Consider the following 15,159-nt stretch of genomic DNA (forward strand, 5'->3'; position numbering starts at 1 on the left):
CGACGACAGAGTGATCCTCGGTTTTCCATCGCTCCGCCACGGTGTCGCGCTGCCCAAGCACCACACCTATCCGCGCGACCTCTAAGCCCCCGAAGCACGCGCGGGGACGTCGCCCGCGGATCGTCTTCGTACCACCGGCGGAGTCGCAGGTGGAAGCACTGACCCCGGCGCAGGCGGCCCGCCTGGACGAAGCCCTCACCACGGTCGCCGCCGACCCGGCGGCCGTGAAGCGGCACTCCACCGCCGAGGCGCTGCGCGACTTCCGGCACGAGGACGTACGGATCGTGTTCTACGCGACCGCCCTCGGCAGCATCCTCATCGTCACGTACGTCGAGGTCGGCTGAGCGGAGCAGGGCGGGCGGCCGCCCAGGACGGTCGGGCGCCGCGGAAAACGATGGAGCGTGCGATCCCGGACGTGGTATTCCTTCGTGGTTCGAAAGATGATCACGGAAATGCAAGGGGTCGGTGGGCATGGCGCTCGGAGAACTGGTGAAACTGCGGGCGATGGGTCCCGCGGACGCCGAGGCGCTATGGCGCTGGAACCACGACCCCGAGGTCATGCGGTGGATGGACGACTCGTACGCCCAGCCCGTGGAGCGCGTCCGCACCTGGCTGGCGGAGCGCCCCCGCAACGCTTACGGCGACGTGCTCCTCGGCATCGAGGCACTCGCCGACGGCAAGCTCATCGGCCTGGTCATGCTGCACGGCACGGAGCCCGAGAAGGGCATCGCGAAACTCGACATCTACCTGGGCGAGAAGGACTACTGGGGCCGCGGGTACGCCACCGACGCGGTGCGCACGGTCTGCCGCTACGGCTTCGACGACATGCGCCTGCACAAGGTGACACTGACCGTGGTCACCGAGAACCACGCCGCCCGCAAGGTCTACGAACGGGTCGGCTTCGTCGAGGAGGGCCGCCTGCGCCAGGTCTTCCGCCGCGACGGCCAGTGGTACGACATGTACACGATGGGCCTGCTGTCGGACGAACTCCGCCGAGGGGCACTCACGCCCGACGGTCAGTAGCGGGGCGGGGCGGGTTAGATCAGGGCCGGTGGCCGAAGGGGGCCGGGCCCACCCAGCGATGGTAGGCATCCGGGTCGACGTTGCTGCCGCACACGACGGTGACGACGTGCCGGCCGGCGAAACGGTCACGGTCCTCGAGGACCGCCGCGATGCCGAGCGCGGCCGACGGTTCGACCACGAGCCCGGCGTGGTCCAGGAGCAGCCGCATCCCGGCGACGATGGACTCCTCCCGGACGAGTACGGCGTCGTCGGCGACCAGCAGGAGGTCGTCCAGGACGGCCGGGACGGGACACCGGCCCGCGACGCCGTCGGCGATGGTGTCGGCCGTGTCGGTGGTGACCACGCGGCGCTGTCGCCACGAGAGGGTCATCGCCGGCGCCCCCAGCGGCTGGACACAGATCACCTCGACCCCGGGAGTCAACTCCTTCACCACATGCCCCACCCCGGTGGCCAACGCCCCTCCGCCCAAGGCGATCAGCACGGTGTCGAACGCCTCCGCGGCCTCCACCAACTCCAGGCCGACGGTCGCCGCACCCTCGCAGGTCTCCAGGTCCAGACTGTCCTCGACCAGCCGGATGCCGTCGCGGAGGGCGAGGGCCGCCGCCCTCTCGCGGGCCCTCTCGTGATCACCGTCCACCAGCTCCAGTACGGCACCCAGCGCACGGATCCGGTCGAGCTTGACCCGGGTCGCGGAACGGGAGGCCACGACGGTGACGTCGAGCCCCCGGCGGCGGCCGGACCACGCGAGAGCCTGGCCGATATTGCCCGCACTCGCACACACCACGGCCCGCGAGGCACTCCCGGCCAGCCGGCTCGTCAGCCACTCCGTCCCGCGGGCCTTGAAGCTGCGGACCGGGTTCGCCGTTTCGAGCTTGATGCTCACGGCGCACCCGAGGCGGGGCTCCAGCGCCTCGCAGCGGTACAGCGGCGTGTCGAGGAAGACCGGATCGATGGCCCGCCGGGCCGCCCGGATCCATGCGGTGTCGAGACGGGTGACCGGCATGACACGGCAGCATAGCGCCGCCCTCCCGCTGCCCCAACTGCCTCTGTGGCAAGGCGAGTCGGGGCGCTCCCGCCCCTCCCCGGATCCGGGCGCGCACCCCTTCGGCGCACGGGACGTGGCGGGCGGTCTGCTACAAGCTGCGCCCCGAACCCGGGCGTGTGCCTTTTGGCGTACGGGTGATGGCGGGCCCTGCGGACGGGGGGGACCCTGACGGTCCGCGCCCTCTGTCCAGGTGCCTCGGCCGGAGGCCGCACAAGGGGTGCCGGGGAGCGGTCGAGCCGGTTGGGCGGATGCGCGGCGTCGGCCCGGCCCGGCCGCGCACGGCCTCGGCCCAGGTCGGCCTGTGCCAAGCTCCGCCCCGGACCGGACCGCCTCCCCGCTCAGCCCCGCAGCGTCGCGATGGCCTTCTCGATGCGGCGCAGGCGCGTCTCCGGCTTCTTCGCGCTCTCCACGGACCGTACGTGCTCCCGCTTGCGGCTGTCCGAGAGCGCGTCGTACGCGGCACGCGCGGCGGGTTCGTCGTCCAGGGCCCGGGCGAAGTCGGCGGGCTCGACCACGACGCGCGGTTCGGTGTCCAGCTCCAGCTCGACCTCGACCTCGTCGCCGATCTCGACGCCCGCCGCCTGCCGGTTGGCGTTGCTGAGCCCGAGCAGGTGACGGCCCCGCAGAATGGCGACCCGGCTCCGCCAGGAATGGCCGTTGACCGTGATCGTCACGGGCGGTCTCGCGCCGCCGCCGAGCGCCTCCACCACCTGCGGCGGAACCTCCAGCCCCCGCATGGGCTCGGGCGGTTCCACCAGACTCCGGAACTTCACGCTCTTCTCCTGCCGTCCTGCCGACTCATCCGCACCGATCATGGCCCCGGACGCGCCCCCGGGCCAGCTCTCCCGGCGCGGCATTCGTACGCCGCCTACGAACCGCCCCCCGTGAGCGCGCCTCGGATCGCGTCGTACGCGGGCTTGCGCGCCAGCTTCTCGTCCCAGGGCAGCGCCGCCCCTTCGCCGGGGAAGACGGCCGGAATCCACGAGTGGCGGTCGGAGTAGCCCCACACGGTGATGCCCACACAGCGGCGCACGGCCAGGCAGTCCTCGGTCACCCGGCCGTACCAGTCGGCCTGTTCGGCGAGCTTCGAGGCGTCGGAAGGCAGCACCATCCGGATGTCCAGCTCGGTGATCGCGACATCGACCCCGAGACGGGCGAACCGCTGGATGTTCTGCCGCAGCCGGTCCGGGTAGCCGAACTGCAGCGCCAGGTGGGCCTGCATGCCGAAGCCGTCGACGGGCACGCCGTCGGCCTTGAGCTGCTTGACGAGCTTGTAGTAGGCGTCCGACTTCGGGCCGACGGCCTCGACGTTGTAGTCGTTCAGGTACAGCTTGGCCTTGGGGTCGGCGGCGTGGGCCCAGCGCAGGGCGTCGGCGATGTAGCCGGGGCCCAGGGCCGTGTAGAAGATGTTCTCCCGGTAAGTCCCGTCCTCGTTCATGATCTCGTTGGCGACGTCCCAGGCGAAGACCTTGCCCCGGTAGTGCTTGGCGACCTTGGTGATGTGGTTCTTGAGGATCGAGCGCAGTTCGGCGGGGGTCCAGGTGCGCGAGGTGAGCCAGTCGGGCAGCTGGGAGTGCCACAGCAGGGTGTGGCCGCGCACCTTCAGCCCCTTGGCCTTCGCGTACGCGACGATCTCGTCGCCCGCGGTGAAGTCGAAGACCCCGCGCTGCGGTTCGGTGGCGTACCACTTCATGGCGTTGCCGGGGGTGGTCTGGCCGAACTCCCTGCCGAGCAGGTCGGCGTACTCGGTGTCGGGGAGCTCCGGGTTGTCGACGGCCGCGCCGAAGTAGCGGCCGGACTCGCGGGCGAGCTGATGCAGGGTCTTGGCGGGCTTGCGGTCGCCCCCGGCCCCCGCGCCGCCCCCGGTCTCCGCCTCGGCGGCGGGTGCGACCGCGAGGCCGAGCAGCAGGGCCGCGGAGACGGCGAGGGCGGCGGTTCTGGCGTGGGTGCGGCGTGCGGTGGTACGCATGGTGCAACTCCTCGGCTCAGGGTGACAGATCGATGGACGGTCGTGCGGCAGGGCCCAAGTCCTGTGGTAAGGGCCCTACTTGACGTGCATCTCGCACCGCATCCGGCGCTGGTGCCCGACCTCGCGCACCGGGCCCGTCAGGGTGAGCGGGACGGTGTGGCGGACGTCTTCGCTGGAGGCGGAGAGGCGCAGTTCGAGGGCGCCGGGCTCGACGGTGCGTCGGCCGTCGGCGCCGGTGTACGCGGCGAGGTCCGCCGGGAAGACGGCGTGCACCTCGGCCGCCTCGCCCGGGGCGAGCGTGACCCGGGTGTAGCCGACGAGGCGGACCTCGGGGCGGGCGACGGTGCCCACGGGGTCGTGGAGGTAGAGCTGGACCACCTCGGTGCCCGGCCGCTCCCCGGTGTTGCGGACGGTCAGCCGCAGGACGGTCTCCCCGTCGGTGGGGAACTCCGGTGCGTCGCAGTGCGGTGCGTCCCATGCGATGGCGGTGTACGTCAGGCCGTGCCCGAAGGGGTACAGCGGTGTCGGGTCCACGGTGCTGGGGAAGCCGTGCCGGGCGAGCGGCGGGGCGAGGTACGGGGCGGGCTGGCCGCCCGGATTGCGGGGTACGGCGACGGGCAGCCGGCCGGACGGTTCGACCCGCCCGGACAGTACGCCCGCGACGGCCGCACCGCCCTCCTGCCCGGGGAAGAACGCCTGGACCACGGCCGCGGCCCGGTCCGTCCAGCGGCCGAGGGCGTAGGGGCGTCCACTGAGCACGACGATGACGGTCGGCGTCCCCGACTCCATCGCAGAGTCCAGCAACTCGCCCTGCTGATACGGCAGTTCCAGGTCCTCGGCGTCGCATCCCTCGCCCGACGAGCCGCGCCCGAACAGGCCCGAGCGGTCCCCGACCACGGCCAGGCAGACATCGGCCGCCGCCGGGTCGTCGACGAAGACCGCCCCCGGCAGTTCGGCGTGCAGAGCCTCCGCCAGCGTGGGCACCTCGACACCGGTCGCCAGGCCGGGGTGGTGGACGCCGACGTGCCGGGGGAAGGTGTAGCAGCCGAGCATGGCGGCCTGTTCGTGGACGAGGGGGCCCACCAGGGCGATCCGCAGCCCGTCGCCCGTGGGCACGGCCAGGGGCAGCAGACCGGAGTCGTTGGCGAGCAGGACGACGGACTCCTCGGCGACCCTGCGGGCCAGTTCCCGCAGGTGAGGGGGGTTCAGGTCGAGGGAAGCGGCCGGCTTCTGCGGGGAGTCGTCCTGCGGCGGGTCGAGCAGCCCCAGTTCGCACTTCTGCGTGAGCACGCGCAACGCGGCCCGGTCGAGCAGGTTCTCGGGGAGAGGGTCGGCGGGGTCGAAGCAGCGGGCGGCGGGGAGTTCCACGTCGACCCCGGCGGCGAGGGCGATCCGGGCGGCCCTGCTCTCGCCGTCGGCGATCTTGTGCGCCTCCTCCAGCAGTGACACGCCGTAGTAGTCCGACACGACGGTCCCGCTGAACTTCCATTCCCTGCGCAGGAGTTGGGTGAGAAGCTCGGCATGAGCGTGGGCGGGCAGGCCGTCGATGTCGTTGTAGGCGGGCATCACCGAGCGGGCCCCGCCCTCGCGCACCGCCATCTCGAACGGCGGCAGCACCACGTCCGCCAGCTCGCGCGGGCCGAGCGAGGCGGGCGCGTGGTTGCGGGCCGCGCGCGAGGCCGCGTACCCGGCGAAGTGCTTGAGTGTGGCGACGATCCCGGCGGACTCCAGGCCCCGTACGTACGCGGAGCCGATGGTCCCCACCAGGTACGGGTCCTCGCCGATGGCCTCCTCGGTACGGCCCCAACGGGCGTCCCGTACGACGTCCAGCACCGGGGCCAGCCCCTGATGGACGCCGACCGACCGCATCGACGCACCGATGGCCTGCGCCATTTCCTCCACCAGCTCCGGGTCGAAGCCGGCGCCCCAGGCGAGCGGGGTGGGGAAGACGGTGGCCTGCCAGGCGGTGAACCCGGTCAGGCACTCCTCGTGGGCGATCGCGGGCAGTCCGAACCGGTTGCCTTCCCGTACGGTGCGCTGGAGTGCGGCCAGCCGGGCGGCGCCCTCGGCGGGCTCGACCGGGACCGTGCCGAACGGGCGGGTGAGGTGGCCCAGGCCGTACGGAAGGAGCGCGTCGAGGGCGGCGCTGCGGGCCGCGTACGTGTGCTGGCCGGGGGCGACGTCGGCGCCCTCGGTGTCCGCGCCGATCCAGACGCTGGAGAGCTGGGCGGTCTTCTCCTGCGGCGTCATCCGGGCGAGCAGATCGGCGGCCCGGACGTGGGCGGGCAGGGTGGTGTCCTGCCAGGGCTTGACCATGGAGCTCCTCAAGTGCGTTGCGTACAAAGGAAGGTGCGGGGGGTGCGGGGTGGTCATCCCTTGGTCGCGCCCGCGGTGATGCCGCCGATCAGCTGCCGTTCGGCCACCGCGTAGAAGCCGAGGGCCGGGATCATGGCGATGACGAGGTAGGCGAAGACCCGGGCGATGTCGGCGGCGTACTGGCCCTGGAACTGCTGGACGCCCACCGGGATCGTCCACCAGCTCGGTTCGCTGAACACGAGCAGCGGGAGCAGGAAGTTGTTCCAGCTGCCGACGACGGCGAGCACGGACACGGTGCCGAGCGCCGGCCGGGCCATCGGCAGCAGGACGCGCCAGAAGAAGCCGAAGGGGGAGCAGCCGTCGAGGGTGGCCGCCTCCTCCAGTTCACCGGGGATCTCCCGGAAGAAGCCGCGCAGGATGACGAGCGTCATGGGCAGCCCGAACGCGGCCTGCGGCAGGATCACCCCCCACGGGTTGTCGAGCAGCCCGAAGGTGCGCAGCAGGATGAACAGCGGCAGGATCGCCACGGCGAACGGGAACATCAGCCCCACCGTGAACAGGGTGAACAGCAACTCCCTTCCACGGAAGGTGAATCGGGCCAGCGCGAATGCGGCGAGCGCCGCGGCTCCGACGGTGAGGACGGTGGTGCCGACGGCGATCAGCGTCGAGGAGCCCAGCATCCGCCAGAAGGAACTGGAGGCCAGGATGTCCGTGTAGTTGGACACCACCCAGGGGGAGGGCAGGCCGAAGGCGTTGTCGGAGAGCTGGTCGGTGGTCTTGAAGCCCGACACCACTGCGTACAGCAGCGGGGTGACCATGACGACGCCGATCAGCCACACGACGACGTACAGCGGCATCGAGCGCAGTCGGCGGCGCGCCGGGGCACTCAGGCCGCTCGGGCTGCTCGAAATGCTCAGGCCGCCCGGGCGGCTCGGCCCGCTCATCGGGTGGCTCGCATGCTGGTGAGGGCTCCTTCTGTGTCGCGGCGCAGTACGTAGCGCTGGTAGAGGAGGGCGAAGACCAGGCTGATCAGGAACATCGCGATGCTGATGGCGCTGGCGTAGCCGATCTGGTAGCGCTTGAAGCCGAACTGGAAGAGCGTGACGGCCATCGTCTCGGAGTGGTGGTCGGGGCCGCCCTGCGTCACCACCCACACCAGGTCGAAGAGCTGGATGGCGCCGATCACCGACAGGAAGACGCTCATCCGGATCGTCGGCCCGAGCAGCGGCAGCGTGATGTGGCGGAAGCGGTGCCAGGGTCCCGCGCCGTCGAGGCGGGCCGCCTCGTGCAGTTCGGCGGGGATGCCCTGGAGACCGGCCAGGTAGAGCATCATGTGGAAGCCGAAGTACTTCCACATCATGACCAGGAAGAGGGTGGGCAGCGCCCAGTCCTGGTCGGCGAACCAGAGCCCGCCGAGCCCGTCCAGGCCGATCGCGCCGAGCACCTTGTCGGCGAGCCCGTCGTCCGGCGCGAAGATCATGGAGAACGGCACTCCGGTGATGACCTCGGACAGGACGTACGGGGCGAAGAACAGCATCCGGTAGAAGGCACGGCCGCGCAGCTTCTGGTTGAGCAGGACGGCCACCGCGAGCGCGAACGGCAGTTGCAGTCCGACGGACGCCAGCACCAGCAGCAGCCCGCGCCACAGGTCGCCCAGGAAGACCGGGTCACCGAGCAGGCGTACGTAGTTGTCGGCGCCCACGAAGTTCGAAGGGGCCCCGAAACCGCCCCAGTTGAAGAAGCTGACGTACAGGGCGTACCCGATCGGCAGGAGCACGAACAGGCCGAACAGGACGAGGGCGGGCACCGTGAAGCCGAACGCGGTGAGCCAGTCGCGCACCCGGCGCGCCAGGGGGCGACGGTTCTCTGCGGCGGACGGAGCGTCCTCGGCGGGGGCGGGCTGTGCGGCGGGCACAGCAGTCGAAGTAGTGTTCATTTACTGGCTCTTGGCGACCTGCGTGACGGAACGGGCCACCTGCTCGGGCGACTTGGCCCCGGCGATCAGCCCGGCGACCGAGTCGTTGATCTCCTGCCCGACGGCCGGCGGGAAGGCCTGGTCGAGGTAGAGCTGGAAGCCGGTGGCCTTGTCCAGGGCGGTGGCGACGAGCTTGAGGTTGGGGTCGGAGAGGGAGCCGACGGCCTCCTTCACGACGGGCATCATCGAGGCCTTGGAGACCAGGATCTTGTCGGACTCCGGGCTGGTGAAGAACTTCAGGAAGTCGGTGGCCGCCTTCGGCGCCCCCTTGCGGACGGCGTACCCGCCGCCGCCTCCGAACACGTCGGTCAGCGCCCCCTTGCCGCTCTCGACCGCGGGGAACGCGAAGAAGCCGAGGTCCTTGCCGATGCCCTTGCCCGAGTCGGCCTGCACGACGGGCGCCCACTGGCCCATCAGCTCCATGGCCGCCTTTCCGTTGCCCATGAGGGCGGCCTCGCCGCCGGGGGTGGAGTAGGCGGCGCCGAGGAAGCCGTTCTGGAAGGGCTGGAGGGCGACGAGTTCCTTGAGGTGCTCCCCGGCCCTGACGAAGTCGGTGCCGGTGAAGTCCTTGGCGTCGGCGGCCTTCTGCATGCCCTCGACCCCGGCGATCCGCATCGCCAGGTACGCCCAGTAGTACATGCCGGGCCACTTCTCCTTGCCGGCGAGCGCGATGGGCGTGATGCCGGCGCCCTTCAGCTTCCGTACGGTGTCGAGATATCCGGCCCAGGTGGTGGGCGGGGCCGTGATGCCGGCCTTCGCGTAGAGCGCCTTGTTGTACCAGATGCCGACGGCGCCGATCTCGATCGGCATCGCGTACGACTTCCCGTCGAACTCGTACGGCTTCGCGGCGACCCCCACCAGCGACGAGGCCATGGGCTTCACGGTGTCGGTGAGGTCCTCGACGAGGCCCGCGTCGATCTGCTGCTGGAGTACCCCGCCGCCCCAGGTGTGGTAGATGTCCGGAAGTTTTCCGGAACTGGTCAGGGCGGTCATCTTCGCCTTGTACGCGTCGTTCTCCAGCGTGACGAGCTTGATGTGCACCTTGGGGTTCTGCGCCTCGAAGGCCTTGACCCGCTCGGGCCAGACGGTCTTGGAGGGCTCCGTGGTCTGGATGTTCCAGAGCTCCACGACGGTCCGGCCCTGGCTGTCGGTGGTGGCCGAACCGGAGTCCGCGCAGGCGGACAGGCCCACCGCGCCCAGGCCGACCACCGAGGCGGCCCCCAGGAAGCGGCGGCGGGACAGGGCGGGGGCGACGGCGGACGAGGGCGCAGGCACGGACGCGGCCGCACGGTCGATCGGTGGCATGAGAAGCCTTCCGGAAGAAGTCCGAAAATTATCGCGAGACGGCTCCGGAAGTTACGGATATGCAAAGGGGGTGTCAACAGCCCTGACAGAAAAGGCCGTTGACACCCCCTGAGGCGGTGCCCGGAACGCGCGCGTTGTTCCGCTAATGTCCCCGCGGCGCCCCCGTGCTGGACCTCACCACGAGTGCCGTGGCCAGTTCGACCCGCAACGACGCGGGCTCCACGCTCCGGGCCAGGTCCAGGACCGTACGGGCCGCCAACTTGCCCATGTCGGAAAGCGGTTGGCGCACCGTGGTGAGCGGCGGCGACGACCAGCGCACCTCGGGCAGGTCGTCGAACCCGACGACGCTCATGTCGTCCGGCACGCGCAGCCCGCGCACCCGCAGTGCCTCGATCGCGCCGAGCGCCATCTGGTCACTGGACGCGAAGATCGCGGTGGGCGGCTCGGCGAGGTCCAACAGCCGGTTGCAGCCGGTGAATCCTGACTCGTGGTAGAAGTCCCCCGGCACGATGAGTTCGCCGGTCACCGGCACGCCCGCGGCGTCGAGCGCCGCCCGGTAACCGTCCAGCCGGGCCCGCGAGCACAGCAGTCGGGACGGCCCCTCGATGAAGCCGATCCGCCGGTGCCCCAGCGCCAGCAGGTGCTCGGTCGCGGCCATGCCGCCCGCCCAGTTGGTGGCACCCACGGTCGGCGCCTCGGTGGCGGGCGCCCCGGCCGGGTCGATCACCACCAACGGAACGCCCAGCAGCCGCAGTTCCTCCAGCAGCCCCGGCTCCAGGGCGGAGGTCACCAGGATCACACCGTCCGAGGCGCGGGCCCGCAGATTGGTCATCCACTGGCGCGCGGCCCCCGCCCGGCCGTGGATCGCGGAGACCACAGTGCCCACGTCGGAGTCGTGCGCGACCTCCTCCACCCCTCGGATGATCTCGACGGCCCAAGGGCTGTCGAGGTCGTTGAAGACCAGGTCGAGGAGGGCTGCCGGGGCCCTGGTCGCGGCGGGTCTGCGCTGGTAACCGTACTGGTGCAGCAGGTCCTTGACCCGGGCCCGGGTAGTGGGCGAGACGTCGGAGCGGTCGTTGAGCACCCGCGAGACGGTGGGCACGGACACCCCGGCCTCCCGCGCGATCTCGGTGATCGTCACCTTGGCCGCCCCGTCCGGGCCCTGCATGGCTGCCGCATTGCGCTGAGCGCTCTCCCCGGCCACGATCCCCACCTCCGTAGCAGTGCTCCCGGAGAATTTCCGAGAACCTTCCGGAAACCGTAGGACATGCGGCCGACCGCTCGCCGGTCACCCCGTACTTCCGTCCGACCCCTCGAACGTACAACAGCCCGAAGCCGTTGGGTGATCGCAGATCCCAGATGTGATGGGGCCTTGTCCGCCGCAACCGGCCTCAGTGCCCGCCGCGGGGCTCCGTGCAGCCGCCTTCCATGTACGTTCCGTGGGCCTCGACGGTGGCTCGGGCGCCGCCCAACTGCCCGGTGACGCAGGGGCCGACCCCGGGGACGAAGTAGGAGAACCCGAGAGCATCGCCGGCCTTCAGGACACTGCCGTCGCTGGCCGCATAGCCGAGCCGGGCAAGGGCGGTGGTCAGCTCCGCCTCGTTGGCCGGGGGAGTGGTGCCGGGGCCCGTGAGCGCCTTTTTGATGCGCTGGGCATGGGCCTCGCCGCGGCACCGCGCCTCGGGCGTGAGCTGCTTCTGCTGCTTGAAGGCGTGATTTTCCGCGTACTTGGCGGCTTCGGGGTCCGTCGGCAACGGCTGCGGAGTGTCCGGACCGGCGGGCCGACCGGCGTCGCTGACCCCCTTGCAGCGGGCCGCGACATCAGGGAACGCCTTGTCGTGGGCGGCCTTGGCCGCAGTGTCGCGGGCCGTCGTCGGCGAGGCACCGACGGCCGAAGGCGTCGGCACGCCTCCCGCACCCGCCTGCACGGTGCCGCAGGCAGTAGCGGTGAAGGCGAGCAGCCCGATGGCCAGGACACCAACGGCCCGAGGCCGAAGCGGCATACGTATCACGGTGGGTTCCCTCGCAGTCCGAGCAGGAATTCGGGACCTGGTGATTATGCCCGCCGCGGTGGGGGGCCTGCTGGGCAGCGGATGCCCCAGGCGGAGGCCTCGGGCCGAGGCCCGGGCCGAGAGAGGCCGGGGACCTGAGGCCCACGGACGCCGTCCCGCCCGTACCCCTACGCCTATTCGAGAACCGCAGTGGCCTCGACCTCGACCAGCAAGTCCGGTTCCCCCAGCGCCGCGACGCCCAGCAAGGTGATCGGTTTGACCGGATCGATCATCGGTCGAACACGGCTGGGGCCGCTCACGTCCCTCGTGAACCGGCGTCGATGGCGGGGCCGTTGCCCGGTGGGTTAGGTTGCCGACATGACAACCGGGACGGCATCGCGCCACACACGGATCGGTGACCCGGTGCTCCACTGAGCGCCGTACGGGCCGGCCGAGGCCCGCTGCCAGACCGAGGAGTTCGCGCGGCCGCGCGGGCTCCGCCGCCGTCGTGTCGATCACAGGCTCACCCCCTCGACCACGACCGGAGACCTCATGCCCACCAAAACCCTGCACATCTCCACCGCCGACGGCCGGGCCGACGCTTTCGCCGCCTTCCCCGACGACGGCGAGCCGCACCCGGGAGTGCTGATGTACCCGGACGGCTTCGGCATCCGCCCCGTGCTGCGCGACATGGCCCGCGAACTGGCAGGCCACGGCTATTACGTACTCGTCCCGAACCTCTTCTACCGGCACGGCCCGACCCCGGTGATCGAACTCCCCGAGCACATCGGGAAAGAGGACCGGACCGCGGTCTTTGCCCGGCTGATGCCTCTGATCGAGGCGCACACCGCCGACCGCGTCCGGAGGGACGCCGACGCCTATCTCCGCTTCCTCACCGCCCAGCCCGAGGTCGTCACGGGACCGGTCGCGGTGACCGGCTACTGCATCGGCGGCCTCGCGGCGACGCGCACCGTCGTGGCCCACCCCGACCGGGTGGCCGCCCTCGCCGCATTCCACGCTCCGGTGGCAGCCGACGGCCCCGACAGCCTCTCCCGGCTCACCGCCGAGGTCCACTTCGGCCACGCCGAGAGCGACCTGACCCCCGAGACCCTCGCCACGCTCAACAAGTCCCTGGAGGCGTCAGGCATCCACTGCACCTCCGAGATCTACCCCGGCACCGTCCACGGCTTCACCATGTCCGACACCGACGCCTTCGACCCCGCCGCACTCCAACTCCACTGGGACCGCCTGCTGCCCCTCCTCGACCGCACCCTGCCCAGGGGCTGACCCCCACCGGTGCCGGACCTCACCGCGCCGCGCCGCGCGGTGAGGTCCGGCACCGGCCGACTACCCTCGCTCCACCGTCACGGCCGTACCAGCAGCGCATTCCCCAACGTCCGCTGCCCGGTCGAGTCCGAGGGCCGGTTCACGATGCCGTCCCGTGCGGTCGCCATCACGCTCGAACCGCCGCCGTCCAGGTTCAGCGCCTCCCGGGCCCCGAGCCGGCGCATCAGCTCCGCCGCCTGCGCCACGCCCAGCCCCTCGCTGTAGCCGGCCTGGCGTCCGTCCACCACCACGAGCAGCAGCCTGCCGCGGGCGTCCACGCCGACCATCGAGCGCGGGTTGGCGCGCACGGTCCAGTTGTACGTGAACGTCTGGTCGGAGCCCTCGCGGATGATGCCGTCGGCCTGCGCGTTCACCGCCACCCGGCCGTTGCGTACGAGCGCCGGGCCGACCTGGAGGATCGTCGTGTCCGGGGTCAGCGCCACCCGCCTGCCGTGCCCGTCCTCGACCCGCTCGTCGAAGCGCACCGTCGCCCCGACCGCCACATGGCGCTGCAACCACTGCGCCCCCGACCCGATCGCCTGCACGGTCGACCCGCCGGCCGGAATCGCGGCGCCCCGCGAGGAGTTGACCGCCACGACCTTCCCCCGTGCGTCGAGCACGGCCTCCGCCCCCGCCCCGGTGGGCGCCGCACCCCACTCCGGCGTGAACCTCACCAGCTCGCTGTCGTCCGTGCACTTGAAGTCGTGCTGCGCCTTCTGCGTCGGCACGTCACCCCCGACACCGCCGCAGTTCCACACCACACCCGGCTGCCGGTTCACCCCGTCGACCTCGATGTGCTGCCCGCCCGCGCGCAGGGTCACATGAGAGGTGTACGTGTCCACCGCGGCCGAGCGCCCACCGCGCCGCAGCATCAGCCCGGCCCGGCCCTGGGTCGCCGAACCGATGAGCTTGCCGTCCTTCACGTACAGCCCGCCCGGCGCGGAATCGTAGAACCACTGCCCGTTCACCCCCGCCAGCGCCTTCGCCGAGGCCATCAGGTCGGTCAGCCGCTCCGGCCCGTACAGCGTCGGCCCGAAGTCCGTACCGACCGAACCCCGGAACTTACGGAAGTCCACCCGCAGCACATGCACCCGCTGTGGCGCCTGCGCGTCCGTCCCGTCCTGCGCGGTGTACCGGGTGCCCCCGGCGAACCCCGCCTTCTTCACCTTCCCCAGCAACTCCTCCGCCCCGGCGGCCTCCTCGAAGAGCCCCAGGCGCACCACCCACCCCAGCCGCCCGGCCTTGCGGTCGGCGAACGCGGGCGTCACCACCTCTTCGATCCGGGGCGCGAACCCCTTCGCCCGCAGCTCCCGCGCCACCCGGTCGGCGGTGCCCCGAGGCCCCAGCCCCGTACCCGCCGACCCCAACGGCCCGTCCGGCACCGCAGGCAGGTACACCTGCACCGTCCACCGGTCGTCCGCGTCCCGCTGCCCGAGCACCAAGGACGTCAACTCCACCCCGGGCGCCACCTCCCGCACCCCGTCGGCCCCGACGGCAGGCGCGCTGAGCCCCACCACCGTCACACCCGCCGCCAGCAAGGCAAGCAATTTGCGCCGCATGAGCTTCCTCCCGTCATCGCCCCGCTGAACCAGGACTCCCACTCCAGCCAAACCGTGCCCAGTGACCACCAGGCGACGACGAGTCCAACAGCCGACAGCCCCCACCGGAAGACCACCCCCTACCGCGTGGCGGAGATCCACCCCTTCCCCTCGGGGCGGTGATCGGCCACCTCTCACCGGTGTGGAGTCGGGCTCCCTGGCTCGGGGCGGGGACTGGTCCTTGCTTCGGGGCGGGGGCCCGTCAACCCTCGCTCCGCAGCGCGGAGTTGGGCCCCGTGCCTCGAGGTGGCGATAGGTCACCCCATCCCTCGCGGGGCGGAGCCCCCCCCCGGCAGAGCGGAGACTCGCCGCCTGCGCCGGGGCGGTGATCGGCCACCCCGTCCCCCGCAGGGCGGAGGCCCGCCGCCTGCCCCGGGGTGGAGATCAGTCAACCCGCGCCACGCAGGACGGAGTTCGGCCCTCTGGCTTGGGGCGGTGATCGGTAACCCCATCTCCCGCAGGGCGGAGGTCCGCCCCCTGCGCCGGGGCAGAGATCCGCCAACCCACCTCCCACAGGGTGGAGTTCGGCACCTTGTCCCGGGGCGGCGACCGGCCCCCAGTAGGGCGGAGACCCGTCTCCCCCGCCGCAGGGCGGAGTTGGGCCCCCGCCC

At 71.6% G+C, this 15,159-nt stretch carries 13 protein-coding genes and 1 pseudogene; 3 read left to right on the forward strand and 11 right to left on the reverse strand.

The features are described from left to right. Positions 1–149: 149 nt before the first annotated feature. A complete protein-coding gene (locus tag IE269_RS39245; RefSeq protein ID WP_189828121.1) occupies positions 150–344 on the forward strand; it encodes a hypothetical protein in 195 nt (64 codons plus the stop codon). A gap of 127 nt (positions 345–471) precedes the next feature. Continuing rightward, positions 472–1,023 (forward strand): GNAT family N-acetyltransferase, encoded by a 552-nt coding sequence (locus tag IE269_RS39250; RefSeq protein WP_189828122.1) that lies wholly within the window; start codon positions 472–474, stop codon positions 1,021–1,023. 19 nt (positions 1,024–1,042) lie between these two features. Here the strand turns inward: IE269_RS39250 and IE269_RS39255 are convergent, their stop codons facing one another. The 10 genes and pseudogenes from IE269_RS39255 to IE269_RS39300 all read right to left on the reverse strand — a co-directional run. Further along, positions 1,043–2,026 (reverse strand): threonine ammonia-lyase, encoded by a 984-nt coding sequence (locus IE269_RS39255; protein ID WP_189828123.1) that lies wholly within the window; start codon positions 2,024–2,026, stop codon positions 1,043–1,045. A gap of 380 nt (positions 2,027–2,406) precedes the next feature. Then, entirely contained in the window at positions 2,407–2,841 is a 435-nt protein-coding gene (locus IE269_RS39260) for a YdeI/OmpD-associated family protein (protein ID WP_318299684.1), read from the reverse strand. 95 nt (positions 2,842–2,936) lie between these two features. Next, complete coding sequence (locus IE269_RS39265; RefSeq protein ID WP_189828124.1) at positions 2,937–4,037, reverse strand: endo-1,4-beta-xylanase; 1,101 nt, start codon at positions 4,035–4,037, stop codon at positions 2,937–2,939. A gap of 75 nt (positions 4,038–4,112) precedes the next feature. After that, positions 4,113–6,353: a beta-glucosidase family protein gene (locus IE269_RS39270; protein WP_189828125.1), complete on the reverse strand. Its 2,241-nt coding sequence runs from the start codon at positions 6,351–6,353 to the stop codon at positions 4,113–4,115. 53 nt (positions 6,354–6,406) lie between these two features. Next, the gene (locus IE269_RS39275) at positions 6,407–7,210 is read right to left on the reverse strand and encodes a carbohydrate ABC transporter permease (RefSeq protein WP_318299692.1); all 804 of its coding nucleotides are present in this window, start codon (positions 7,208–7,210) and stop codon (positions 6,407–6,409) included. Positions 7,211–7,293: 83 nt separating this feature from the next. Beyond that, complete coding sequence (locus tag IE269_RS39280; protein WP_189828127.1) at positions 7,294–8,289, reverse strand: carbohydrate ABC transporter permease; 996 nt, start codon at positions 8,287–8,289, stop codon at positions 7,294–7,296. After that, the gene (locus IE269_RS39285; protein WP_189828128.1) at positions 8,290–9,633 is read right to left on the reverse strand and encodes an extracellular solute-binding protein; all 1,344 of its coding nucleotides are present in this window, start codon (positions 9,631–9,633) and stop codon (positions 8,290–8,292) included. A 142-nt stretch (positions 9,634–9,775) separates the two neighbouring features. Continuing rightward, positions 9,776–10,801, reverse strand: coding sequence for a LacI family DNA-binding transcriptional regulator (locus tag IE269_RS39290; protein ID WP_189828180.1), 1,026 nt, complete (start codon positions 10,799–10,801; stop codon positions 9,776–9,778). Positions 10,802–11,024: 223 nt separating this feature from the next. Continuing rightward, positions 11,025–11,636 (reverse strand): hypothetical protein, encoded by a 612-nt coding sequence (locus tag IE269_RS39295; protein WP_189828129.1) that lies wholly within the window; start codon positions 11,634–11,636, stop codon positions 11,025–11,027. Between the two features lie 182 nt (positions 11,637–11,818). Then, positions 11,819–11,914 (reverse strand): annotated as a pseudogene (locus tag IE269_RS39300) (RidA family protein); the annotation flags it as partial. A gap of 262 nt (positions 11,915–12,176) precedes the next feature. Here IE269_RS39300 and IE269_RS39305 point away from each other — a divergent pair. Then, on the forward strand, positions 12,177–12,911 hold the full coding sequence (locus IE269_RS39305; RefSeq protein ID WP_189828130.1) for a dienelactone hydrolase family protein: 735 nt from the start codon (positions 12,177–12,179) through the stop codon (positions 12,909–12,911). Positions 12,912–12,988: 77 nt separating this feature from the next. Here IE269_RS39305 and IE269_RS39310 read toward each other — a convergent pair whose 3' ends face one another. Next, complete coding sequence (locus IE269_RS39310) at positions 12,989–14,509, reverse strand: phosphodiester glycosidase family protein (RefSeq protein WP_189828131.1); 1,521 nt, start codon at positions 14,507–14,509, stop codon at positions 12,989–12,991. Positions 14,510–15,159: the final 650 nt, after the last annotated feature.

This window comes from Streptomyces spiroverticillatus, from assembly GCA_014650415.1.
Classification (GTDB): domain Bacteria; phylum Actinomycetota; class Actinomycetes; order Streptomycetales; family Streptomycetaceae; genus Streptomyces; species Streptomyces spiroverticillatus.

What these genes read in the sequence shown, in the direction of transcription:
- IE269_RS39250 (WP_189828122.1), top strand. Translation starts at nt 472, where the DNA reads ATGGCGCTCGGAGAACTGGTGAAACTGCGGGCGATGGGTCCCGCGGAC.
- IE269_RS39255 (WP_189828123.1), bottom strand. Translation starts at nt 2,026, where the DNA reads ATGCCGGTCACCCGTCTCGACACCGCATGGATCCGGGCGGCCCGGCGG.
- IE269_RS39265 (WP_189828124.1), bottom strand. Translation starts at nt 4,037, where the DNA reads ATGCGTACCACCGCACGCCGCACCCACGCCAGAACCGCCGCCCTCGCC.
- IE269_RS39270 (WP_189828125.1), bottom strand. Translation starts at nt 6,353, where the DNA reads ATGGTCAAGCCCTGGCAGGACACCACCCTGCCCGCCCACGTCCGGGCC.
- IE269_RS39275 (WP_318299692.1), bottom strand. Translation starts at nt 7,210, where the DNA reads ATGCCGCTGTACGTCGTCGTGTGGCTGATCGGCGTCGTCATGGTCACC.
- IE269_RS39280 (WP_189828127.1), bottom strand. Translation starts at nt 8,289, where the DNA reads ATGAACACTACTTCGACTGCTGTGCCCGCCGCACAGCCCGCCCCCGCC.
- IE269_RS39285 (WP_189828128.1), bottom strand. Translation starts at nt 9,633, where the DNA reads ATGCCACCGATCGACCGTGCGGCCGCGTCCGTGCCTGCGCCCTCGTCC.
- IE269_RS39290 (WP_189828180.1), bottom strand. Translation starts at nt 10,801, where the DNA reads ATGCAGGGCCCGGACGGGGCGGCCAAGGTGACGATCACCGAGATCGCG.
- IE269_RS39295 (WP_189828129.1), bottom strand. Translation starts at nt 11,636, where the DNA reads ATGCCGCTTCGGCCTCGGGCCGTTGGTGTCCTGGCCATCGGGCTGCTC.
- IE269_RS39305 (WP_189828130.1), top strand. Translation starts at nt 12,177, where the DNA reads ATGCCCACCAAAACCCTGCACATCTCCACCGCCGACGGCCGGGCCGAC.
- IE269_RS39310 (WP_189828131.1), bottom strand. Translation starts at nt 14,509, where the DNA reads ATGCGGCGCAAATTGCTTGCCTTGCTGGCGGCGGGTGTGACGGTGGTG.